This window comes from Dechloromonas sp. TW-R-39-2 (assembly GCF_016864195.1).
Lineage (GTDB): Bacteria > Pseudomonadota > Gammaproteobacteria > Burkholderiales > Rhodocyclaceae > Azonexus.
Map to the genome: position 1 here is coordinate 860540 of NZ_CP045202.1, position 24550 is coordinate 885089.

The following is a 24550-nucleotide window of genomic DNA, read 5'->3' on the forward strand; positions in this document are numbered from 1 at the left end:
GTCAGAAAGGAATGGCCAGTGCGAAATGCAGCTGGATGTCGGCCGTGCGTTGGCCATAAGCCAGATCGACGCCGATGGGTCCGGCCGGGCTGCGCCAGCGCGCGCCCAGCCCGTAACCGAGCGCCATTTTGGCTTTCTGCAAGGCGTCGACCGCATCGCCGGCATCGACAAAGGCGGCGATGCCCCAGCTTTCGTTGAGCCAGTGGGTCGCCTCGGCGCTGAGCACGCCGAGATAGCGCCCGCCGACCACCGCCGAGCCTTCGCGGACGCCCAGGCTTTGGTAGGCGTAACCGCGCACCGAGCCGGTGCCGCCGGTGCGGAACAGGTAATCCTGCGGAATGCCCTGGCGCGAATCGGCCAGGGTGTAGCCGACCTCGCCGCGCAGCGTCAGCGTATCGACCTTGCCGAGCGGGACAAAATACTGGACGCGCGAATGCAGCCGGACAAAGTCGCGGTCGGCCAGCACCGCCTTGCTGGCGCCGCCGACCTGCATCTGCAGGACGATGCCGCGATGCGGGTCGAGCAGGTTGTCGACCTGACGCCAGGTCCACATCACATTCGGAACCAGCGCCTGGCTCCGCGTCTCGAGTGCGCCGTCGGGCTGGCGACGCTCTTCCTGCCAGTTGAGCGAGAGGCGTTGTTCGATGCTGCCGCGTTGCTCGACGCGTTGCACGCCGAAACCGTAGCGTTCGGTGCGCAAGCCCTGGATGTCGGTGCCTTCCGCCATCAGGCCGACGCTGTGGCGGCGGGCTTTGCTGTCGGGCGGAAAGAAAATGTCGCTATAAGCCGTCTGTTTTTTCTGTTCGAGCCGCAAGCCGGTATCGAATTCCCAAGCCTGCCGGAAGAGATCCGGCGTGTGATAGTTGGCTTCGACCCGGGCGCCGGTATTCGAACTGGCGCCGACCCCGAAGGCCAGCCGGTGAGCCGGCCGTTCGCGGACGCGCAGGATGACTGGTGCACTGACTTCGCCATCGGCATCGGGTGCGGTGTCACGCTCGATATCGATCTGGATCGAACTGAAATAAGGCGTCGCCTGCAGGGTGTTTTGCAAGCTGCCCAGTCGAGCTTCGCTATAGGGCGTGCCGGGGGTGACCTCGCGGTTGTAGCGGGCGATCAGTTCCGGCGAGTAACGCTGCAATCCTTCGATGCGCAATTCGTCGAAACGGTAGCGCGGGCCCGCATCGTAATGCGCTTTGAGGTCGGCGCGATGCGTTTCCGGATCGATCTCGGCCTGGCTGTCGACCAGGCGCGCGGCGGCATGATTTTCGGCCAGCAGGGCGGCGAGCAGATGCTGCTTGGCATCGTTCCAGTCGTTCTGACGAAACGGTTGGCCGGATGGCAAGCCCCAGGCGGCGATCAGGCTTTCCCTGGTTTTTGGGTCGAGCGGGCCGTCGACCGCGACATCGACACGGTCGACCCGCGTGCGCTGGCCGGGATCGATCCGCAGATACAAAACATCGTCGCGTGGCTCGACGTCGATCTGCGGTGAAAAATAGCCTTCGGTCGCCAGGATTTCGCCGCTCAGCTGATGGATGCGCGTCGGGCTGGCTTGTTCGTCGTGCGGCAGATAGGGTTCGAGCAGTTCGCCGATCTCATCGGGCGCCTGAACTTCGAGCGTGACCGCCTGTGCGCCCAGAATCGGGAGCAGCAGGACGAGTGGCAGCAGGGCGAACGGAAGCCGGCGCAGATGCAACACCTTGCGCCTAGCCGTGTTGGCCTTCCGGCGCATCTTGCGGCGGCATCAGGAAACTTTTCGGGGCTTGCCGGAAGCGTCGGCCAATGGCCCGGAGCAACGGCCCCCAATGTTCGAACTGGATGCGCCGGGCGCCCAGCGCGGTGCGCAGGGCGAGGGCGAAGCTGACCGCCAGATTGGTAAAGCCGATCGCAGCAATCCCCAGTGCCGCCCAAAGAATGGCTTTGACCGGCAGTTCGAACTGAAAGCCGACCAGGGCGTAGCCGAGATTGGCCGAAGAAAAGGCGATGTGCCGGATGTCGAGCGGCAAGCCGAGAATGGTGCCGATGACGCCGGTCGAGCCGAGCATGCAGCCGAACAGGAAATTGCCCATGATCCCGCCCAGGCGTTCCTGGATATAGCTGCCAAAACGTTCGGCGCGGTTTTTGCCCAGCAACCGGCGCAGCCAGCGCAGCCGGGCAATGCGGATGCCGATGTCGCTGTAGGCGGCATGGTTGTCGAAATAACCGGTCAGCAGGCCGGAGAGAAATAGATAGAAACCGGCAATCGCTGCGTGCGGCAGCGCCCAGCTGAGAATGTCCAGATCGGCCAGCAGGTGGGCGCCTTTACCCAGTGCGATGACCGGTTCGCCGAGCAAATGACCGAGACCGTAAGCCAGGCCGATGGCCACCGGCAGGGCAATCATCACATTACCGGCAATGGCGGCGAGCTGGCTGCGGAATACGGCGGCAACAAGATCGACCATGCGCTCGAGATCGGCCTGGCGCGTCGGCTTGATGTCGCCCAGCGCACTGGCCAGCGTCTGGGCGGTCATGGCCGGTTGCTTGGTGGCTACGGTCATGCCGAGCAGGTAGATCAGCACGAAGCCGAGGCCGTAGATCATGCTGAACAGGAAGGCTTCGACAAACAGCGGTGCGTGCAGGCCGGCGGCAAAAATCTTGAGCAGCGCCATGCCGCCGATCAGCAGGCCGGCACCGGCGGCCGAATGCCACATGTGGCGGTAATCGCTTTTGCTTTCGCAAATATAGTGCTCGCCGGAACGGGCGGCATTTTCGGTGACGCGCACGGCCAGCAGGCGCGATAGCTGGGTCATGTAGAAACGCAGGCTGTTGCGCCGGTTTTCGGCCAGGAAGGCGGCGCGGGCAAAATCGCCCCAGGCGTCGACCGCCCCTTCTCGCGCGGTCGACGCCTGGCTGGCGGTCAAAATGGCGATCAGGTCTTCAATCCGTGCCAGGCTTTGTTCGCTGCGGGCCAGCAGGTAGCTGAGATGCAGGCTGGTACCGATGGTCAGCGCCCGCTTGCGAATGCGCTGCAGGGTGTCGCGGCACTGATCGGCAATCACCAGCAACTGGCTGCCGTCGGCCGGCGGTGCTGCCGGGTCGGCCAGTGCGCTGCGCATTTCGCGGACAAATTCGAGCGCCTCGGCCGAAAGGGCGATGAAACGGGGTGAATCGTCATCGAAGTCGGGCGATGCACGCATCAGTTCGGATTCTGCGCCGAGGCCGCTGACACGGTGGGCGAGCAGCATCACGGCATCGAGCATCTGTTCCTGGATGTCGCGCCAGTCAAGGTTATGCAGTGCCTCGGTGGGGGCGGCAATAGCCCAGAAACGTTGGGTGTATTCGTGCGGTACGCGTTCCAGCCAGCGCCAGTCGTCGGGCCGGTCATAAACGACGTGCAGGCAATCTTTCAGCCGCCGTTCATCCGGCGCCTCCGGCAGGATGCGGTTCCACAGGATGCGCCACCACTCCGAGAAAAAACCGGTGCCCGGCAGAATCCCGCTGTCGGTAAAAAACGTGACCAGCCGGCGGGTGGCGATGAAGTGAATGATGTGGCTGCGGAAAGCCGCTTGCAGACCGGGGTCGTTTTCCAGGCGGGTCAGCATGCTGTCGTAGCGTTCGAGAAAACTGTCGTCACGCCGGTTTTTCGGGCGCAAACAGACGACCAGGCGGCGGCTCAGTTCAAGCGAGTCGGCCAGAGGATCGCGAAAGGCAGCCAGCGCATCGCCCAGCGGATCGCTGGCCAGCTGTGGCTTGCCGAGTAGCCAGTTGATAAACGGTTTGATCTGTTGCATGGCTGCGCCTGAAGGATTCTGTCCTGACGGTGAATAGCCATGTTAACTGACGGATGGTCAAAATCAGGCCATTTTGTAGGGTTGTTATGTAATCGTCGTCATACGATTCGTAATAGAATCAATCGGATTAACATACAATACGCCGTCTAAATTTTTTGACAGGGACCCCCTCATGATGAATATCGCCAAGAAAACACTGGTTCTGGCCTTGCTGGCCGGTATCGGTTTCGCTGCTACTGCTCAAGAACGCGTTTACGTGATCGACCAGCGCGACGTCGTCGCCAAGTCCGGTTTCGGCCTGTGCTGGCGCACCGGTTACTGGACCCCGGCTGCTGCCGCCAAGGACGCTGCCGGTTGCGAATGCGACAAGGACCTGCTGCCGAAGGAAGCCTGTGAAGCTGCTGCCAAGGGCGCTGCCGGCGGTGCTGCCGTTGCCGGTCCGAAGCCGTCCGGTGAAAAGATCACCGTCGCTGCCGACGCCCTGTTCGACTTCAACAAGGCTGTTCTGCGCCCGGCTGGTAAAGCCAAGCTCGACGAGCTGGTTTCCAAGGCCAAGGCCATCAAGCTGGAAGTGATCCTGGCCGTTGGCCACACCGACCGTATCGGTGGCGATGCCTACAACCAGAAGCTGTCGGAAAAGCGCGCAGCTGCCGTCAAGGAATACCTGGTTTCCAAGGGTATCGAAGCCAACCGTGTTTACACCGAAGGCAAGGGCGAGAAGCAACCGGTTACCGGCGACAAGTGCAAGGGTAACGGCAAGTCCAAGGCGCTGATCGACTGCCTGCAGCCGGATCGTCGCGTTGATATCGAAGTGATCGGCACCAAGTAATCTGCCGAAGCTTCAACAAAAAGCCCCGCCCAGCGGGGCTTTTTTTGTGACACAGGATTTCACGTCATGCTGAGTTTTTCCGTTGGGTGCCGTCGTCTGGTGCTCGCTGCATTGCTTGTCCCTTGTCTGCTGCAGGCCGCAGAGCCGCCGGTTCGTCCGAAAATCGGCCTGGTGCTTGGCGGTGGCGGGGCGCGCGGTGCGGCGCATATCGGCGTGCTTGAAGTGCTGGAGAAAATGCGCGTGCCGGTCGATTGCATCGCCGGGACGAGCATGGGGGCGTTGGTTGCCGGCGCTTATGCGGCCGGGGTGTCGCCGGGCAGCATGCGCCAGCAGATGGCGGCGGCCGACTGGAGCGACATGTTCCTCGATAACCCCGAATACTCGGAGATGAGTTATCGCAATAAGGTCATTTCGCGCCGTTTCCAGCCGGGTTCGGAAACCGGGGTGGTGGCCGATGGCGTGCGCTATCAGCCGGGCGTGGTGGCCGGGCAGAAAATCAAACTCTTTTTCAATGAGCTGGTGCGTGCCAATCAGGGCGAGCGGATCATCGAGCAGTTACCGCTGCCGCTGGCGATCATCGCCACCGATATCGGCAGCGGCGAACGCGTTGTCTTTCGCGATGGCAGCCTGACCAAGGCGATGCGTGCCAGCATGTCGGTGCCCGGCCTGATGGCGCCGATCGAGCACCAGGGCCGCAAACTGGTCGATGGCGGCCTGGTCGACAACGTTCCGATCGGCGAAGTGCGCAATCTGTGCCAGGCCGATGTGGTGATTGTCGTCAATGTCGGCTCGCCCTTGCTCAAGGCCGACAGCGTCGGCTCCTTGCTGACCGTTTCAGCCCAGATGGTGAATATCCTCACCGAGCAGAATGTGACGCGCTCGCTGGCCACCTTGAAGCCGGCCGACGTGTATATCAAGCCCGAGCTCGACGGTATCACCGCCGGCGATTTCGAGCGCAATGCCGAGACCGCCGAACAGGGGCGTCGTGCTGCCGAGGCCCTGAGCCAGCGCCTCGCGGCACTGTCGGTGCCGGAAGAGGCTTATGCCCGCTGGTGGGCGACGATCGCCATGGCCGACCAGCCGTCACCGGTGATCGACTCGATTGAAGTGGTCGGCCTGAAAAACGTCAATCCGGCCGCCGTCGAACGCCACTTGCACATGATCTCCGGCGAGCCGATCAAACGGACCGAGTTGAATCGCGACATTCTGCGCATGTACGGCGACGGCTATTACGAGCATGTCGATTACACCGTGCTCAACCAGCGCGACAAGACGCTTTTGCGCGTCATGCCGGTCGAAAAGAACTGGGGGCCGGATTACCTCCGCTTTGCGATGAATCTGAATGCCGATACCAGCCAGGGGTCGAACTTCGCCTTGCGCGGCGCTTACCACAAGACCCTGCTCAACGATTTGGGCGCGGAATTGCTGTTGACCGGGGAAATCGGCACGGCCAGCCGGATCGGCGTCAACTACTACCAGCCGCTCGATGCCCGCCAGCGCTTTTTTGTCGAAACGGCGCTCGGCTATACCTCCGAGCGGATGAATATCTATCAGGACGACAAACGGATCGCCCAGTATCGCAACAACGAAACCTTCTTTGGGCTGTGGGCCGGGGCGCAGGTCGGCTTGCTCGGCCAGCTCAAGCTTGGCTGGATCGAGCGGCAGCGCAGCGACAGTGTCGAAATCGGCGCGCCATGGCTGCCGGCGGCCAACCAGCGCTTCGGCGGCTGGAAAGCGATGGTCGATTTCGATCAGTTCGACCGGATGTATTTCCCGACCCGGGGCTGGGCATCGCAGATGAGTTATTTCCACTCGCCGGAGCAGGGCTACGACCGGACCGACGTGTCGTTGCAAGGCGCTTACGCATTCGGCCGCACGGTATTCAACGGTCGCCTGCGCTACACCGGCTCGCCGGCCGGGCGGCTGCCGCACTACGATTCCGGCACGCTGGGCGGTTTCCTGAATTTGTCGGCCTATGCCAACAATCAGGTGCTGGCCGACGACATCCGCTACGCCGGCCTGCGCGCCGAGCGCATCGTCGGGCGTTTGCCGCTCGGGCTGCGCGGCGACATGCGGATGGGCATGGCGCTGGAATTTGCCGAAGTCAGCCGTCGCTACACCGAAACGAACAGCAGCCGGGTGCTCAACTCCCTGGCCTTCTACTTCGGCGGCGAAACGCCCATCGGCCCGACTTACCTCGGGCTGGGCGTCTCGACGCAGGGCGTTTCCAACATGTTCCTGTTTATCGGAACCCCCTGAAACGGTGGGTGATGCTGGCATACTCTCAGCCATTTCCCCGCGACTGGAGCAACTCGTGAAAAAACTGCTGATCATGCTCGTCTGGCTGTGCTGTTCGAGCTGGGCATCGGCCCAGGTCAATATCAATACCGCCGACAAGGAGGCGCTCGACAGCCTGAAGGGCGTTGGGCCGGCCAAGGCGCAGGCGATCATCGACTATCGCCGCAAAAATGGCCCTTTCCGCTCGGTCGATGAATTGCAGAATGTGCCGGGCATCGGTCCGTCAACGCTCAAGGCCCTGCGCAACGACGTCAGTGTCGGCTCTGAGCGTGGCCGCTCCGGTCCGGCGGCGATGGCCGAGGCATCGCCTGCCCAGGCCGCCCAACGTCCGGTTGCGCCGGCGGCACCCGCGCGTCCGGCCTCGCCGGTCAGTGCGCCGGCCCGGCCCCAGGTGGCTGGCCTGCCCCATCCTGCGGCACCGGCCAAACCGGCTGTTGAACGTGCGCAGCCGGCCATGCCTGCTCCGTCTGCCGCTGCCGGCAAACCCGAGCCGGCCCGTCCGGCCATGCCCCCGGTCGCCAAGCCCGCCACCGTCGCAGCCCCGGCCAGACCGGGTGCCGCCATGCCGGCTCGTCCAGCGGCCCCGGCTGCGCCGGCTGGACATGTACCGTCATCGTCCGACGCCGGTTCGAGCCATCCGCCTGCTGCACCGGCATCACCGGCTCGTCCGGCACAGCCGGCCCGGCCTGCTGCGGTCAACTGAGTTTTTGGTCGAATTCGAGGTTCGTTTGACGCGTTCCCTGCTGCTTTGCGCAACGACACGCCTGGCTCAGACCCGACGTGCCGAACAACCTGCCGGCCAGTCGGTCTGGCCGACCCGCCCGGCATTGACGCCGGGCCAGTGGCTGGCGACGCTGGCCGATGAAGCCCTGCTGGCCGGGATCGCCGATGTGCCGGCGGTGCTCGACCCTTTCGCCGAACGCCTGCTCTGGGAACGGGTGATTGGCGAATCGCTGACCGAAGCCGCGCCGCTATTCGATTTACCCGGCATGGCCGCATCTGCGGCCGAAGCCCACGCCCTGGCGCGTGTCTGGCAACTGGAACCGGCCGAAGGCGAGCTGTCGGACGAGGCCCGCCTCTTTCTCGGCTGGCGCCAGACCTTTCTGCAGGCGTGCGCGTCAGGCGGCTGGATCGACCAGGCGGGGTTGCACCGGCAGCTGATCGGCCTGATCGAAGCCGGGCATTTTGCCTTGCCCGAGGCTATTGTCTTCGCCGGTTTTGATCGCTACACGCCGCTTGAGCTGAGTCTGATGGCCGCCTTGCGCGAGCGCGGGGTCCTTGTTGAAAACGAGGCTCTCCCGCCGGTCGACCGCAGCAAGGTCGAGGCGTTGCCCTGTCTCGATGCCGAGGCTGAATGTGCCGCCGTGGCCGCCTGGGCGCGCACCCGGCTGGCCGCCAGCCCGACGGCCCGGCTGGGCATCGTGGCCCCCGACCTGGCCAGCCTGCGCGACACGCTGGCCTTTCAGCTGGACGATGCCCTGCATCCGGCGTTGATTCGCTCGGCGGCCAGCGAAGTGCCGCGTTGCTTCAACTTCTCGCTCGGCCGTACGCTGGCCGATCTGCCGCTGATCCGGGTCGGGCTCGATCTGCTCGCGCTCGGCAGCAGCCGGGTCAAGGTTGAGCAGCAACGGCTCAGTGCCTTGCTGCTGGCCGGCGGCTGGTCGGCGGCCGATGCCGAAGCGGATGGCCGCGCCCGGCTCGATGTGGCGATGCGCCGCGACCTGCCGTACTTCACCAACCTGCCGTCGCTCGTCCGGCTGGCTGAGCGCCTGGCCGACAATGCCGCGCCGCTCTGCCCGCAGACTATTCAGTCGCTGCAGGCTTTCATTGAAACGACCGATCGTCTGGCGCGCAAGCAGCTTCCCGGCCAGTGGTCCGGCGCCTTCCGCGCTTGCCTGAAAGCCGCCGGCTGGCCGGGCGACCGAGCCTTGTCGAGCCATGAATTCCAGGCCCGGCGAGCGTTCGGCGAAGTGCTCGATGCCTTTGCCCGGCTCGACGGATTGCTTGGCCCGCTGGCCTTGAATGAAGCGGTGCGGCGTCTGACCCAGCTGTGCCGGCAGCGCATCTTCCAGCCGGAAACGCGTGGCGAACCGTCGATTCAGGTGCTGGGTGTCCTTGAGAGCGCCGGGCTGGCTTTCGATGCGCTGTGGGTGATGGGGATGAATGACGATGTCTGGCCGCCCGCGCCGCGGCCGAATCCCTTGCTCTCGGCTGAAATGCAGCGGGCTGCAGGTGCGGCGCACGCCAGTGCCGAAGTCGAGCTTGATTTTGCCCGCCGTGTGCAGGCCCGGTTGATCAGCGCCGCGCCGGAAGTCATCTTTTCTTTTTCGCAGGCCAGCGGCAACCGCATCCTGCGGCCCAGCCCGCTGATCGCCGAGGTGCCGCGCACGGCTGTCTGTCCGGTCGTCCAGCCAAGCCTGCTGGCGCAAATGGCACAACAGGCCGGGACGCTGGCCCGTCTGGCCGATGCCGATGCGCCACCGGTTGCGGCGGGCGAAAAGGTGTCCGGCGGCAGCTGGATTTTGCGGGCGCAGGCGATTTGCCCGGCCTGGGCCTATTTCCAGTTCCGGCTCGGAGCGCAGGCGATGGAAACGCCAGTCGAAGGGCTCGATCCGGCGGCCCGCGGCACGCTGGTCCATGAGGCGCTCGAAGCTTTCTGGACGAATGTGCCGAACTCGCAGGCGCTGGCGGCGCTGGATGAGCGTGGCCGACAGCAGGCGATGGCCGATGCCGTGGCCGCCGCCCTGCAAAATTTCGAACTGGCGCGGCGCATCACCTTGCCGGCCCGTTTCCGTGAACTGGAGGCGGCGCGCCTGGTTCGTCTGCTCGATCTGTGGCTGGCCGTCGAAGCCCGGCGCGGCGTTGATTTCGAGGTGCTTGCCTGCGAGCAGCCGGCCGAAGTCGAGATCGAGCAAATCCGGGTCAAAATGATCGTCGACCGCATCGACCGGCTGGCCGACGGCCGACAGGTGATCATCGATTACAAGACCGGGGCCAGTATCGATACCAAGAACTGGGCGGCGCAACGCATCACCGAACCGCAACTGCCGATTTATGCCGCGCTGATCAACGACGAAGTAGCGGCCGTCGTCTTTGCCAAGGTCCTGCTCGACAAGCCGGCTTTTGCCGGTGTGGCCGAAGAAAAGGACATCCTGCCCGGCGTCCAGGGCGTCGGCGACGACAAGCAGAAAATCTTCGATCCCGCCGAGTTTCCCGATTGGGTGGCCGTTGTCACGCACTGGCGCGAACGCCTGCATGCCATCGCCCGCGAGGTCAGGGAAGGGCGCGCCGGCGTCATGCTGGCCGATGAAAAGGCGCTGCAATATTGCGATGTCCTGCCGCTGCTGCGCTTGCCGGAGCGGCGGCGCCTGCTGGCCGAGGCGCAGGCCGGAGAACAACCATGAATTTCGCGGTCGACCGCCTTCAAGAAGACGATCTCGCCCGGCAACGGGCGCTGGCCCTGGCCTCGTTCATTGTCGAAGCCCCAGCCGGGGCCGGCAAGACCGAATTGCTGACGCAACGTTACCTGCGTCTGCTGGCGGTGGTCGACAACCCGGAAGAAGTCCTGGCGCTGACCTTCACCAATAAGGCAGCGACCGAAATGCGCGACCGTATTCTCGGCAGCCTGGAGCGTGCGGCCAACGGTGAATGGCCCAGCCAGCCGCACAAGCAGTTGACTTACGAGCTGGCCAGCGCGGTGCTCAAGCACGATCGCCAGCGGGCCTGGGGGCTGCTCGGCCACCCCGGCCGTTTGCGCATCACGACAATCGATGCCTTGTGCGCCAGCCTGGCCCGGCAAATGCCCTATCTCAGCCGCTTCGGCGCCCAGCCCGGCGTCAGTGGCGAGGCCGAGGCGCACTATGCGACGGCGGTGCGCCGGACGCTGGAAATGGTCGAAGCCGGCAACGCCGATGCCGAGGTGGTCGCCGCGGCGCTGGCCTTCATGGACAACAATGCCGGTCGGCTGGAAAAGCTGTTGATCGCCATGCTCAGCCGGCGCGATCAATGGCTGCATCATGCTTCGCGCATCGAGAGCGGCGCGATGAAGGCCGAGGTCGAAGCCGGGTTTGCCGCACTGGTCGAGCGCGATCTGCAGTGCGTCGCCGAACTGCTCGATACCGGCTGGCAACAACGCCTGATCCCGCTGGCCCGTTTTGCCGCCGCCAACGTGCCCGAGCTGCTTGCGCCGCTTGCTGACTGGCAGGTGCCGCTTGAGGCCGCCATCGATGACCTGCCGCGCTGGCAGGCGCTGACCGGCTTGCTGCTGACCGGCGGCGGCACCTTGCGCAAGTCGCTGACCAAGAACATCGGCTTCCCGGCCGACAAGCCGTTCAAGCCGCAAAAAGAGGCGATGGTCGAGTTGCTCGGCGATCTTTCGGCGGTCGCCGGCCTGGAGGCAAAGCTCGGTTTGCTGGCCGATTTGCCGCAGCCGGAATTGAGCGATGCCGAGTGGTCGACCGTGGAATGCTTCTCGCGCCTGCTCCGGCTGGCCGCCGGGCAGTTGTGGCTGGTTTTCCAGGAATCGGGCGAAGTCGATTTCATCGAGATCGCCGCCCGGGCCGGTCTGGCGCTGGGCGAGGATGAAGCGCCGACCGATCTGGCCCAGGCGCTCGATTACCGGATCCAGCATTTGCTGGTCGATGAATTCCAGGACACCAGTCCGGGCCAGGTCAGCCTGATCCGCAAATTGACCCGCGGCTGGATGCCGGATGACGGGCGGACGCTGTTTGTCGTCGGCGATCCGATGCAGTCGATCTACCGCTTCCGCAAAGCCGATGTCGGGCTTTTCCTGCGTGTCCGCGAAAGCGGTATCGGCGACATCCGCCTGAGCCACCTGCGCCTGTTCCGCAACAATCGCTCTTTCCCCGGCATTGTCGATTGGGTCAATGCCAGTTTCCCCGACATTTTTCCGCAACAGGACAATCCGGCCTCGGGCGCCGTACGTTATGCCGAGTCGGCGGCGACTCGGCCGGCTGAGCCGGGCAGCGCGGTGGTCGTGCATCCGGTCATCGAGCAAGCCGGCGTCGATCCCCATGAGGTCGAAGCTGCCCAGGTGCTGGCGCTGATCCGCCAGACGCAACAGGCACGGCCGGGCGAGCGCATCGCCGTGCTGGTCCGGGCGCGCAGCCACCTGACCCGCCTGGTCGCCGAAATCCGTCGCCATGCACCGGGCTTGCCGTTCCAGGCGGTCGAAATCGAACAGTTGGACGGTCGCCAGCACATCCAGGATCTGCTGACCCTGTTCCATGCCCTGTCGCACCGGGCCGACCGGGTCCATTGGCTGGCGGTGCTGCGTGCGCCGTGGTGTGGCCTGACGCTGGCCGACCTGCATCGGCTGGCAGCCGACGATGCCCAGTCCACAATCTGGCAATTGATGCACGATGAAGCTCGCCTGTCGACCTTGTCGGAGGACGGGCAGCAGCGCCTGCGCCACGTGCGCAGCGTGCTGGCCGAGGCTTTTGCCGGGCAGGGTCGGCAGCATCCCCGGCGCTGGCTGGAAAGTGTCTGGCTGATGCTGGGCGGGCCGCGCTGCCTGGAGCGCAGCGAGGCATTGGCCGATGTCGCCGCCTTCTTCGGCCTGGTCGATCAACTGGTCGCCGCCCGCAGCTTGTCGCCGGAAACGCTGGCCGTCCAGGTTGCCGAGCTTTTTGCGCCGCCCGACAGCGAAGCGGGCGAGAGCCTGCAGATGATGACCATCCACAAGTCGAAGGGGCTGGAATTCGAAACCGTCATCCTGCCCGGCCTGCATCGCACGCCCAAGGTCAATGAAAGCAGCCTGTTGCTGTGGGACGAAGTGGTCGATGTCGATGGCCGCGAGCACTTGCTGGTCGCGCCGATCAAGGCCAAGGGCGCCGGTCGGGAAGGTGCGACAGCCTACGATTTTCTCAAGAAGCTGGAAAGCGAGCGGGCCGCCCACGAAACCGAACGCCTGCTCTACGTCGCGGCGACCCGGGCTATTCGCAGCCTGCACCTGTTCGGCGTCGCCGAGCCGGATGGTGCAACGGACGACGGACTCAAGCCGCCGGCCGCCAGCACCCTGTTGAAATTGCTCTGGTCCGGCGTGGCGCAGCCCGTCTTCGCCGCCGCCCTGCAGTCCTTGCCGGCCAGCGAGGCGCCCGGCAGCACCTTCGATCCAGCCGGTTTCATCCCCGACCTGCTGCGTCTGCCCCGCCCGGAGATGCCGCCGCTGCTGGCCGACGATACCGCGCATGTGCGCCAGCCGGCGCTCAATCCGCTCGACAGCGATGTAGCGGACAGCACGGTGTCGCTTGAAGCATCGGTCGGCACCCTGATTCACCGGGTACTGGCGCTGATCGTCGATCAGGGATTGCCGGCCTGGTCGGCCGAGCGGGTTGCCTCTCTGGCCCCGGCCTATCGCCGCTGGCTGGCGCAGCAGGGGCATGCCGGAGAAGAGGTCGAGAGCGGTGTGGCGCAAGTGCTGGCCGGTTTGCAGCGCACCCTGCGAAGCGAAACCGGTCGCTGGCTGCTCGGCGATCATCCTGAGTCGGCCGCCGAACAGGCGTGGAGCAGCCTGGCTGTTGTTGCCGCTGCATCAGGCGCCGCCCGGCCTGTCACGGTCAACCACGTGATCGACCGGATTTTCGTGGCCGACGGCTGGCGCTGGATCATCGACTACAAGACGGTTCGACTGGCCGAGAACGAAGAAAATGACAGCCTGGTGCGCCGGGCCGAGGGGTTCCGACCCCAGCTGGAGCGTTACGCAGCCCTGTTCGCCGGACAGGCTATCCCGCTGAAACTGGCGATTTATTTCCCGCTGCAGGATTGCCTGGTCGAAATTCCGTATTCGGCGTGAAATTGCAGGGAACCGGTTTGCTATTTTGGTGAATGTGCCGGTAATGAGCCATGTTCGCCGCGATAACCTTGTGGTAACTTGCCCGTTAATCCAGCCAAAGGGGGCGCGGTGTTTTTCCGGATGCGCAGTTTCTTCGTGATCGTACTGTTGACGGTCTGCTGGCCTTTGGCCGGGCTGGCGGGGAGCGAACGAGTCTTGCGTGTTGCCGTCCTCGAAAATTCACCGCCGATGGCCTATCGGGACGAACACGGCGAACTGACCGGTTTCAGTATCGGGATCATCCAGGCCATTTGCGAAGAAATGCGTACCAAGTGTCTTCTGCAGGTCGTCACCCTGGATCGGACGATCGATGTGCTGGCCAGCGGTGAAGTTGATATTGCGGCAGTCAGCCTGCTCGATACGCCGGAGCGCCGCCGCCAGATCATTTTCGCCAAACCTTATTTCCGTTCGGTTTCGCTGTGGTTTGCCAAACCCGGCATCGCACCGGGAGACGCGACCGCCCGTGTCTCTGTGGTCAGCGGTTCGGCCCAGGAGCGTTTCGCCCTGGCACGGCACTGGGCGGTCCATACGGTACGCAGCAATGCCGAACTGCTGGCGCCCTTGCGTGCCGGGCAGGCGAATGCCGCGATCGTGCCGATGAGTTCCGGGTTGAACCTGGTCAAGCAGCCGGAAATGTCGGCCCTGGCCCTGTCGACCACCGTGATGAACGAGCCTGAACTGGGCGGTGATGCCTCGTTTGGTATTTCCCCGCGGCGGGCCGAGTTGAAGGAAGAAATCGATGCGGCGCTTGATCGCATCAAACGCAATGGCGCTTATGATCGGATCAATTCCCGGTTTTTGCCTTTCAGGATCAATTGATGCGTTTCATCTTCTTAATGTTGTGCCTTGCCTGTTCCGCCAGCCTGCTCCAGGCCGCCGAATTGCGCGTCGCAATTCCATCGCAAGATACGACGGGACGTGCGCATCCGGGAATCATGACGTTCAATCTCGATCTGGCGCAGGAGTTGTGTCGTCGCATCCGCTACAGCTGTGTCACGGTCAACATGCCGTTCAAGCAGATTTTGCCGGCCGTCGCGCAGGGCGACATCCAGCTGGGTTTCGGCAATTACCTGAAAACGCCGGAGCGTGAGGCACAGGTTAGCTTTTCCGACAGCATCTGGCAGGCGTCCTCCCGGCTGGTCGGCAAGCCGAAGGCTTACCGACGTTTTGCCACGCCGGCAGGCACAGAATTCTCGCTCGCCACGCTGCGCGGGGCGACGGTTGTTGCCGTCGAGGGAAGCCGCCAGTTGGCCTACCTCGAACGTATTGCCGCAGCCCAGAAACTGACGGTCAAAGGTGTGCTTTCCCAAGCCGATGGGGTGGCCATGTTGCGCAAAGGCGAGGCGGATTTTGGTCTGTTTGTCACACTCATCGTCTATGCTTACCTGACCGAGCAGGGCAGTGAGAAACTGGCATTCGTCGGTCCGCCGATGCATGAGCAGGGTTTGGGGGGCAGCGTGCATATCGCTTTGCCCAAGGGAAATGAAGCATTGCGCCGGGCGGTCAATCAAGCCATGGCAGCCATGCGTTCCGACGGGAGCTATCACCGCATCGTGCGGCGCTCGTTCCCCTTCAGTCTCGATTAGGGTGGGTTCGTGATTTTTGGTCCCGATCATCGTTTCAGAGGATTCCGTGCCGGGCGATTCTTCGCCTTGCTGGCAGTTTTTTTCGTCTTCAGTTTTGGCGGGATGGTGCTGCTCGTCGGCCTGGATCAGCAACGCGTGCTCGATGCCACGATGCGTTTGCAGGATCAGACGGTGTCCGAAATCATTCGCCACCAGCGTCTGGCGCGCAATCTTGAACAGCTGCGCCAGGAAGGCGAGCGCGTCTTTGCCGCCAGCACGCCGCAGGCCCGGCAGCGTGCGATGTTCGTCGTGGCGCTGGTCGCCAGCCATCCGAGCGTGCTCGAGCATCCGAAATCGGCCGAACTGGCCCGCCAGACCGAAATGTTCCTGAGCAACGCCCTGTCCCAATCGACCGATAACGCGGCCATCCTCGGTGCTTATTACGAAGAGTGGGGGCGTTACGCCGCCCGGCTCAGCGTGCTGGTCGATGATGTCTCGATCCAGGGCGTCAATCTGGTCAATACCGACTTGAATGAAGTGGCCGCCACGATGCGTCTGGCACGCTACAAACTGGCGGCGGCGCTCGGGCTGGTCGGCCTGTTCCTGCTGATCTTCCTGATCCTGTTGCGCCAGCATCTGATTCACCCCCTGCAAGTCATCGACCGCACCCTGTCCACCCTGAATGTCGATTCGCCGCCGCCGGTTTTCGATCCCTCGGCAATGAGCGAAATCCAGGCCGTCGAAGAGGCCATCGGCGAGTTGCACGCCTCGCTGCTCGAAAACGAAACGGCCAGGGTTTCGCTTGAACTGCTGGCCAACCAGGACGGCCTGACCGGGCTCTACAACCGGCGTCATTTCATGTCGCTGGCCGAAGCCGAAGTGGTCCGGGCGCAGCGCTACCAGCGTTCGGTGGTGGTCGGCATGGCCGATCTGGATAATTTCAAGAAGCTCAACGATACCTACGGGCATGCCGCTGGCGATGCCGTGCTGCGTGCGCTGGCGGCCCTGATGCGCGACAGCTTCCGGCAGTCCGATCTGGTCTGCCGCTACGGTGGGGAGGAGTTTGCCTTCGTCTTCCCGGAAAGCTCGCAGGCCGAGGCACACGTGCTGTCCGAGCGTTTCCGCCGGCGCTGCGCTTCCTTCGATATTCTCTTGCCGGACGGTCGCGAAGTCTGCGTCACGACCAGCATCGGTCTGGCCGATGCCAGCGAATCGTCGCTCGAAGACGCCTTGCGGCGGGCCGATGCAGCACTCTACGAAGCCAAGCGCCTGGGCCGGAACCAGGTCGTGCTGGCCGAGGCCATGACCCCGGAATCCGGGGCCTGATTGATGCAAGTGCTGATTGTCGAAGACGATCGTCCGATCGCCGAGAACCTGTACGATTTTCTGGAAGCACGCGGCCACCAGTGCGATTTTGCCGCCTCGCTGGCCGAGGCGCGGCGCATCATCGCCGAATCGACTCTCGATGTTGTCCTGCTCGACCGCAACCTGCCGGATGGCGATGGCGCCGACTTGGTACGCAGCCTGCGGGCTGCCGGCGAAATGCTGCCGGTTTTGCTGTTGACCGCGAGAGATACGCTGGACGACAAGCTCGACGGCTTCGATGCCGGGGCCGATGACTATCTGATCAAGCCGTTCGCCCTCAAGGAAGTCGAGGCCCGTTTACTGGCCCTGCAACGTCGTCGTGCGCCGCGTAACGAGAGTGAGCGCTTGCAGCAGGGGCGGCTGAGTTTCGATCCGGCGGCGCAGGAGGTCTGCATCGATCAGGTGGCGCTTCGCCTGCCGCCCAAGGCGATCCGTTTGGTCACGATGCTGCTGCAACAGCCGAACCGGGTCTTTTCGCGGCGCGAACTGGAGGTCGCCGTCTGGGGGCAGGCCCAGGAGTCGAGCGACAACCTGCGCAGCATCCTGCACACGGTACGCAAGGCGATTGGCGCGAGCGGTGCCGTTGAAATCGTCAATATGCACGGATTGGGCTACAAGCTTGTTTGCCACTGAGTCGGTGCCGAGCATGCGTTTCCGGGTGGCCGCGGCGGTGGCGGCACTGGCCTTGCTGGTCATCCTGGCCCAGTCGGTGGCGATGTTCAGCCTGTTCGAGGAAAAAGAAGAGGAATTCATCGAAAGCCTGATCACCCAGCAAATCGCACACAGCATGGAAGTCTGGGCCAGCGCTCCGGAGGCGGCCTATCCGCACACGCCGGACATGCAGTTGTTCCGGATTGCCAAGGGCGATGCCCTGCCTGCCAGCTTGCCCGGCCCGATCCGGCAACTGGCGGTCGGCAATCATGAGCTCTACCTCGATGGACGCGAGTTTCATGTCGCGGTACGCGACGATCCGCAAGCCCGGTTCATCCTGGTCTACGACGTGGACGACCATGAAAACCGCTTGCGCGGACTGCGCCTGATTACCCTGACGGCCGCCGTCCTGCTCGCCTTGCTCGTCTTGCTGGTGACCTACGTGCTGGCCGGGCGCGTCGTTGTCCGCCTGGAACACCTTGCCCGGCGGGTAGCCAACGGCTCCCCCGGCTCCCTGGTCGAACCTGGCATGGAGCGCGAGTTGCTGGCCATTGCGCATGCCGTCGACGGTTACCGGGCGCAGCAGGAAGCGCAGCTTGAGCGCGAAAGGGATTTTGCCGCACACCTGTCGCACGAACTGCGCACGCCGCTCACCGCGATTCGTACCGATGCCGAAATGCTGGCCAGCCAGCCGGACCTCCCGGCCGGGGTCGGCAAACGCGCTTTACGCATGATGGGCAGCGTCGACCGTGTCACTGCGCTGGCCGGCAGTCTGTTGCTGCTGGCCCGCGAAGCGCAGCCGGCCCTGCCGGAAAAGGTGCTGCTGCACGAAGCCGTGCAGGGCGTCTGGGATGCCTTGCAGCGGGCCACGCCGAGCCCGCTTGAATTGACCCTCGATGTGCCGGCCGAATGTGTCGTGCTGGCCGATCCATCGTTGCTCGATCTGGTTCTGCGCAATGTGTTCGACAACGCCCTGCGCCACAGCCGGGCTGTGGCAGATGGATGCATTGTTTGCCGGCTGGACGGCACCCGCTTGTCGATTATCGATTGCGGCGATGGCTTTGCACCTGCCGAGCTGGCACACGTTTTCGAACGCTTCTACAAGGGGGCGCAAGGTGGGCACGGTCTAGGCCTGGCGCTGGTCGATCATGTCTGCCGGGCGACCGGCTGGCGGGTGGCGGCGCAAAATGCAGCAGACGGTGGGGGCGAAGTGACGATCGATTTCGGCGCTGCGCTTGAAGTCTCCGGACAGACCGGTTTTTTGTCGTCTACTCACTAAAACATCACGCCCGGTCGGCTAAAGTGGCGGCATCTTTTTGCCAACGGTTACCGATCATGATGTTTCGTGCCCTGAACGGATCCGCCATGCGACTTTGGGGCCTGACCGCCCTGCTGGCCATGGCCGTATTTTTTGTCACCCGCTGCGTGCTGTTTGCCCAGTCCGTACTGGTCAGTGATCAGTCATTCAGCGTTCTGCTCGGTGGCTTGGCGCTGGGTTCCTGGCGCGATATTCCGGCCGCCGCCGTGGTTGCTTCGCCGTGGCTGCTCTTCGAGCTGCTGCTCAAGCCGAGCTGGCGCGACCGCCTGCGTCGTCCGCTGTTCGGGTTGTACATCTTCACGCTGCTTTTCGTCGGCGTATCCGAAGGCATCTTCTGGGACGAATTCAGCGTCCGCTTCAATTTCATCGCACTCGATTACCTGGTTTTCACCACCGAAGTCATCGGCAACATCCGTGAATCCTATCCGGTCGGCAAGATCGTCGCCGCACTGCTCGCCCTCTCGGCGCTGATCTTCTGGGCGCTGCGTCGTCCGTTCAAATCCGCCGTGACCGCTGAAGCACCGCGCCGCAGCCAGTTTGCCTGGGGCCTCAGCCTGCTGGTGCTGGTCTGGGTCGTGGCCTACAAGATGGCCCCGCCCGAATTTTCACCGAACAACTTTGCCAACGAACTGGCCGACAACGGCTGGCGCAGTTTCCTCTGGGCAGCACGGCAGAACAAGCTGGATTACCGCCAGTTCTACGCCACCCGGCCGGATGCCGAAGTGATGGCCGACCTGCAGCGTCTGTCCGGCCACAGCCAGGTCAGCGCAACACTCGATGCCGGGCAAAAGGCCGCCTACAAACCGGTGAAAGCCGGTGGCAAGCAGCCGAACGTCGTCGTCGTGATGATGGAAAGCATGTCCGCCGAGTACATGGCGACTTTCGGCAACACCGAAAACCTGACCCCGAACCTCGACCGGCTGGCCGGTGAAGGGCTGTTGTTCACGCATCTCTATGCCGCCGGCACCCGGACGGTTCGCGGTCTGGAAGCGCTGTCGGCCGCCTTGCCGCCGCTGCCCGGCAAGTCGGTCGTGCGTTGGCCGGACATCACGCGCCTCAACACGCTGGGCAGCGTGCTCGCCGCGCGTGGCTGGGCGCCGCACTTCCTCTACGGCGGCTACGGCATGTTCGACAACATGAATGGCTTCTTCGGCGCGCAGGGCTACAAGGTGACCGACCGGACCAATTTCCAGGATGGCCTGGTCCAGTTCGAAAACATCTGGGGGGTGGCCGATGAACACCTGTTCGATCAGGTGCTGATCGACATGGACAAGGACGCCGCTGCCGGCAAGCCGTTCTACGCCCACATCATGACTGCCTCCAACCACATTCCCTTCACTTACCCGGATGGCCGGATCGACATTCCATCGCCGGGCAAGCGCAACGGGGGCGTCAAGTACGCAGACTTCGCGGTCGGCCGCTTCATGGAAATGGCGCGCAAGAAAGACTGGTTCGACAACACCATCTTCCTGTTTGTCGCCGACCACTGCGCAAGCAGCGCCGGCAAGAGCAAGATCCCGGTTCATCGCTACCATATCCCGGCCATCGTCTATGCACCCAAGCTGGTCGCCCCGAAGAAGGTCGATACGCTGGCCAGCCAGATCGATCTGGCCCCGACGCTGCTAGCCATGCTCGGCCTGCAAGGCGACGACCGCTTCATCGGGCGCGACATTTTGAGTACGCCGCCGGCAGAAGGCCGGGCCCTGCTGTCGACCTACCAGAACCTGGGCTACCTGAAGGGCGACACGATGACCGTGCTGCAGCCCAAGCGCAAGATCGAGACTTTCCGGATCAGTGCCGACGGCAAGGATGCACAATTGATCCCGACCGATGCGCAGCAGGCCAGCGAGGCCGTCGCCTACTTCCAGGGCGCCGCCCTGTTGATGGAAAAGCACGGCACCAACGGCAGCGCCCGCTAGGCTTGCAACATGTCGCGGCGCTGGTTTCTCGGTCATGCAGCCTGGCTGGCGGGCAGCGCCCTGGTGCTGCTCGTTGTGTTCGAGCAAACCGGGCTGGACCTCACCCTGGCGCGTCCGTTCTACGACGCCGCCGTGCATGATTTTCCGCTCCGCCAGCATTGGTTGTTCGCACCGGTTTTTTACTACGGCTTCAAGTTCGCCGTGCTGTCGAGCGCCGTCTTTGCCGCCGTCGGCTGTCTGCTCTGCCTGAGCGGCAAGGCTGACTGGTTGCCGAAGCGTGCGGCGGCGCTGGCCCTGCTCGGGCTGATCCTGATTCCCTCGGCGGTGGCCTTGCTCAAACTCAATACCAACCGGCATTGCCCGTGGGATCTTGCCGAGTTCGGCGGGTTTGCCCCCTACCTCGGGCTGCTGGCCGAAATGCCGGGCGATATCGTGCGTGGCGTCTGTTTCCCGGCTTCGCATGCGGCGACCGGCTTCATGTGGCTGGCCCCGGCGCTGGCCCTGCATGCTGTTTCACCGCACTGGTCGCGTCGCGCCATCTGGCTGGCCTTGTTGCTTGGCACGGTGATGGGCCTGACCCGTCAGGCCCAGGGCGGGCATTTCATTTCACATACCTTGTGGTCGGCCTGGCTGGCCTGGGCGATCACGCTGGCCCTGGCCGCCGGGCTTGGCCTCGGCCGTGCCTCAACTGCTCGGCCAGAGCACGCAGGCCCAGATCGCCGCGGCGTTGAACAGGCTCAGTAACACCGCCGCACTGCCCATGTCCTTGGCCCGCTTGGCCAACTCGTGTTTTTCCGGCGAAGCCTTGTCCACCACCGCCTCGACGGCAGAGTTCAGGATTTCGACAATCAGGATCAGGATGATGCTGCCGATCAGAAGGGCGCGGTCGACACCGGTTTTTGCCAGAAAAAGGGCCAGCGGAACGGCCACGATGGCGAGCAGCACTTCTTCACGAAAAGCCGCCTCATTCTTCCACGCAGCCCCGAGGCCGTCGCGCGAATAGCCGAGGGCGTTCCACAGCCGGACAAAGCCCTTTTTTCCCTTGAATTGACTGGCGTCGCTCATGATTTTCTGTCGAGTAATGGTTTGAGGAAGCGGCCGGTATGGCTGGCCTTGCACTTGGCGACCTGCTCAGGCGTGCCGGCGGCCAGAATCCGCCCGCCGCCGTCGCCGCCCTCCGGCCCGAGATCGACAATCCAGTCGGCGGTCTTGATCACATCGAGATTGTGTTCGATGACGACGATGGTATTGCCGTTGGTCGCCAGCCGCTGCAGCACGCTGAGCAGCATCTCGATATCCTGGAAATGCAGGCCGGTGGTCGGTTCGTCGAGGATGTACAGGGTCCGTCCGGTGTCGCGCTTGGACAGTTCGAGCGCCAGTTTGACGCGCTGTGCTTCGCCGCCCGACAGCGTCGTTGCGCTCTGGCCAAGCGTGATGTAACTCAGGCCGACATCGACCAGTGTCTGCAACTTGCGGGCGATGACCGGCACGGCATCGAAAAACTCACGCGCCTGCTCGACCGTCATGCCGAGAATGTCGTGGATGTTCTTGCCCTTGTAGTTGATTTCCAGCGTTTCGCGGTTGTAGCGCTTGCCGTGGCAAACGTCGCACGGCACGTAGATGTCGGGCAGGAAATGCATCTCGACCTTGATCATGCCGTCACCCTGGCACGCCTCGCAGCGCCCGCCCTTGACGTTGAAGCTGAAGCGGCCCGGCCCGTAGCCGCGGGCGCGCGATTCCGGGACCTGCGAAAAAAGATCGCGGATCGGCGTCAGCAGGCCGGTGTAAGTCGCCGGGTTGGAGCGCGGCGTGCGGCCGATCGGCGCCTGATCGACGTTGATTACCTTGTCGAACAGTTCCAGCCCGGAAATTTCCTGGTGTGGCGCCGGTTCGCTGGTCGAACCGTAAAGGTGGCGGGCGGCCGCGGCGTACAGCGTATCGTTGATCAGCGTCGACTTGCCCGAGCCGGAAACGCCGGTAATGCAGGTGAGCAGGCCGCCGGGAATCTCCAGCGTGACATCCTTGAGGTTGTTGCCGTAGGCGCCGACCACTTTGAGCTGTTTGTCGGGATTTTGTGGTCGACGCGATTTCGGGAGCGAAATCGAGCGGCGCCCGGACAGGTAGTCGCCGGTCATCGACAGCGGATTGGCCGCCACCTCGGCCGGCGTGCCTTCGGCGACGATGGAACCGCCATGCACCCCGGCACCGGGGCCGATATCGATCACGTAATCGGCGGCGCGGATGGCGTCTTCGTCATGCTCGACGACGAGTACGGTATTGCCCATGTCGCGCAGGTTCTTCAGCGTTTCGAGCAGTCGGTCGTTGTCGCGCTGATGCAGGCCGATCGACGGTTCATCGAGCACATACATCACGCCGGTCAGCCCCGAGCCGATCTGCGAAGCCAGCCGAATGCGCTGCGCCTCGCCGCCCGATAGCGTTTCGGCCGAACGTTCGAGGCACAGGTAATCGAGGCCGACATTGATCAGGAAGGAGAGGCGGGCGGTGATTTCCTTGAGGATCTTGTCGGCGACCTGCGCCTTGGCGCCGGTCAGCGTCAGGCAATTGAAGTAATTGCGCGCCTCGCCGAGCGGCAGGCGGCTGATTTCGTGCAGCGTCTTGGCGCCGACCCGGACGTGGCGCGCCTCAACCCGCAGGCGCGTGCCGCCGCATTGCGGGCAGCCGGTGTTGCTGATGTATTTCGACAGTTCCTCGCGCACCGCCTGCGAATCGCTGCCGCGATAACGTCGCTCAAGATTGGGGATGATGCCTTCGAAGGTGTGGCTGCGGTCGAAGCGCGTGCCCTTGTCGTTGAGATAGCGGAAATTGATTTCAGTCGCGCCGGAACCGTACAGGATCAGCTGGCGCACCGCCTCGGAAAGTTGCTCGAAAGGCGTGTCGACCGAGAAATCGTAATGCGCGGCAATCGATTCGATGATCTGGAAATAAAACTGGTTCTTCTTGTCCCAGCCGCGAATGGCGCCGCCGGCCAGCGACAGCGCCGGATTGGTGACGACCCGCTTGGGATCGAAAAACTGGATCACGCCCAGTCCGTCGCACTTCGGGCAGGCGCCCATCGGATTGTTGAACGAGAAAAGACGCGGCTCCAGCTCCTGCAAGGCAAACGAGCAGACCGGGCAGGCAAACTTGGCGGAGAACATGTGTTCCGTGCCGCTGTCCATTTCCAGCGCCATGGCCCGGCCCTCGGCATGGCGCAAGGCGGTTTCGAACGATTCGGCCAGGCGCTGGCGCATGTCGTCGCGCACCTTGAGGCGGTCGACCACGACATCGACATTGTGTTTCTGCGACTTGGCCAGCTTCGGCACATCGTCGATCTCATACACCGTGCCGTCGACCCGCACCCGCGCAAAACCCTGGGCGCGCAGTTCGGCAAACAGATCAACCTGCTCGCCCTTGCGATTGGCTACCACCGGCGCCAGGATCATCAGCTTGGTTTCAGCCGGCAGGGCCAGTACGGTATCGACCATCTGCGACACCGTTTGCGCTTCGAGCGGCTGATTGTGGTCCGGGCAATACGGCGTACCGGCGCGGGCGAAGAGCAGGCGCAGGTAATCGTGGATTTCGGTGACCGTGCCGACGGTTGAACGCGGGTTGTGCGAGGTTGCCTTCTGCTCGATGGAAATGGCCGGCGACAAGCCTTCGATCAGATCGACATCCGGCTTTTCCATCAACTGCAGGAATTGCCGGGCGTAGGCCGAGAGCGATTCGACGTAGCGGCGCTGCCCCTCGGCATACAAGGTATCGAAGGCCAGCGACGATTTGCCCGAGCCGGAAAGCCCGGTGATCACGATCAGCTGATCGCGCGGCAGGTCGAGGTTGATGTTCTTCAGATTGTGGGTGCGCGCACCACGAATGCGGATGGTTTCCATCGCTGTTCTAACCGGCTGGGGTGAAAGCGGGAACTATACGCAAAACAGCCGGCGATTGCACCGTCAAACTGTATGAACATACAGCTTGGCGGTGCCGC

The 24550-nt window shown here is 63.7% G+C and carries 16 protein-coding genes; 12 read left to right on the top strand and 4 right to left on the bottom strand.

Going from position 1 to position 24550, the window contains the following annotated elements; all coding sequences use genetic code 11:
• Position 1: 1 nt before the first annotated feature.
• Both GBK02_RS04220 and GBK02_RS04225 read right to left on the bottom strand, forming a co-directional pair.
• Positions 2-1729, bottom strand: coding sequence for an autotransporter assembly complex family protein (locus GBK02_RS04220; protein WP_239003165.1), 1728 nt, complete (start codon positions 1727-1729; stop codon positions 2-4).
• Positions 1704-3767: a site-specific recombinase gene (locus GBK02_RS04225; protein WP_203468507.1), complete on the bottom strand. Its 2064-nt coding sequence runs from the start codon at positions 3765-3767 to the stop codon at positions 1704-1706. Before GBK02_RS04225 ends, GBK02_RS04220 begins: the two co-directional genes overlap by 26 nt.
• 175 nt (positions 3768-3942) lie before the next feature.
• Here GBK02_RS04225 and GBK02_RS04230 point away from each other — a divergent pair, with 175 nt between their 5' ends.
• The 12 genes from GBK02_RS04230 (at position 3943) to GBK02_RS04285 (ending at position 21309) form a co-directional block, all read left to right on the top strand.
• Positions 3943-4596, top strand: a complete 654-nt coding sequence (locus GBK02_RS04230) for an OmpA family protein (RefSeq protein WP_203469296.1) — start codon at positions 3943-3945, stop codon at positions 4594-4596.
• Between the two features lie 66 nt (positions 4597-4662).
• A complete protein-coding gene (locus tag GBK02_RS04235; protein WP_203468508.1) occupies positions 4663-6855 on the top strand; it encodes a patatin-like phospholipase family protein in 2193 nt (730 codons plus the stop codon).
• 55 nt (positions 6856-6910) lie between these two features.
• Positions 6911-7597, top strand: coding sequence for a ComEA family DNA-binding protein (locus GBK02_RS04240; protein WP_203468509.1), 687 nt, complete (start codon positions 6911-6913; stop codon positions 7595-7597).
• On the top strand, positions 7497-10298 hold the full coding sequence (locus GBK02_RS04245; protein ID WP_203468510.1) for a PD-(D/E)XK nuclease family protein: 2802 nt from the start codon (positions 7497-7499) through the stop codon (positions 10296-10298). The genes GBK02_RS04240 and GBK02_RS04245 overlap by 101 nt, the downstream gene beginning before the upstream one ends.
• Positions 10295-13708, top strand: coding sequence for an exodeoxyribonuclease V subunit beta (locus tag GBK02_RS04250; protein ID WP_203468511.1), 3414 nt, complete (start codon positions 10295-10297; stop codon positions 13706-13708). Before GBK02_RS04245 ends, GBK02_RS04250 begins: the two co-directional genes overlap by 4 nt.
• Before the next feature lie 120 nt (positions 13709-13828).
• On the top strand, positions 13829-14566 hold the full coding sequence (locus tag GBK02_RS04255; protein WP_203468512.1) for an ABC transporter substrate-binding protein: 738 nt from the start codon (positions 13829-13831) through the stop codon (positions 14564-14566).
• Positions 14566-15333 carry an ABC transporter substrate-binding protein gene (locus tag GBK02_RS04260; protein WP_203468513.1) on the top strand — a complete coding sequence of 256 codons (768 nt, stop codon included), beginning with the start codon at positions 14566-14568 and terminating at the stop codon, positions 15331-15333. Before GBK02_RS04255 ends, GBK02_RS04260 begins: the two co-directional genes overlap by 1 nt.
• A 9-nt stretch (positions 15334-15342) precedes the next feature.
• Positions 15343-16638, top strand: coding sequence for a diguanylate cyclase (locus tag GBK02_RS04265; protein ID WP_203468514.1), 1296 nt, complete (start codon positions 15343-15345; stop codon positions 16636-16638).
• A gap of 3 nt (positions 16639-16641) precedes the next feature.
• A complete protein-coding gene (locus GBK02_RS04270; RefSeq protein ID WP_203468515.1) occupies positions 16642-17310 on the top strand; it encodes a response regulator transcription factor in 669 nt (222 codons plus the stop codon).
• The gene (locus GBK02_RS04275) at positions 17297-18607 is read left to right on the top strand and encodes a sensor histidine kinase KdpD (protein WP_203468516.1); all 1311 of its coding nucleotides are present in this window, start codon (positions 17297-17299) and stop codon (positions 18605-18607) included. The genes GBK02_RS04270 and GBK02_RS04275 overlap by 14 nt, the downstream gene beginning before the upstream one ends.
• An 86-nt stretch (positions 18608-18693) precedes the next feature.
• Entirely contained in the window at positions 18694-20565 is a 1872-nt protein-coding gene (locus GBK02_RS04280) for an LTA synthase family protein (RefSeq protein ID WP_203468517.1), read from the top strand.
• A gap of 9 nt (positions 20566-20574) precedes the next feature.
• Positions 20575-21309 (top strand): phosphatase PAP2 family protein, encoded by a 735-nt coding sequence (locus GBK02_RS04285; protein ID WP_203468518.1) that lies wholly within the window; start codon positions 20575-20577, stop codon positions 21307-21309.
• Here GBK02_RS04285 and GBK02_RS04290 read toward each other — a convergent pair.
• Positions 21250-21630 carry a diacylglycerol kinase gene (locus GBK02_RS04290; protein ID WP_203468519.1) on the bottom strand — a complete coding sequence of 127 codons (381 nt, stop codon included), beginning with the start codon at positions 21628-21630 and terminating at the stop codon, positions 21250-21252. The genes GBK02_RS04285 and GBK02_RS04290 overlap by 60 nt on opposite strands.
• Positions 21627-24452 carry an excinuclease ABC subunit UvrA gene (uvrA, locus tag GBK02_RS04295; protein WP_203468520.1) on the bottom strand — a complete coding sequence of 942 codons (2826 nt, stop codon included), beginning with the start codon at positions 24450-24452 and terminating at the stop codon, positions 21627-21629. Before uvrA ends, GBK02_RS04290 begins: the two co-directional genes overlap by 4 nt.
• Positions 24453-24550 lie beyond the last annotated feature (98 nt).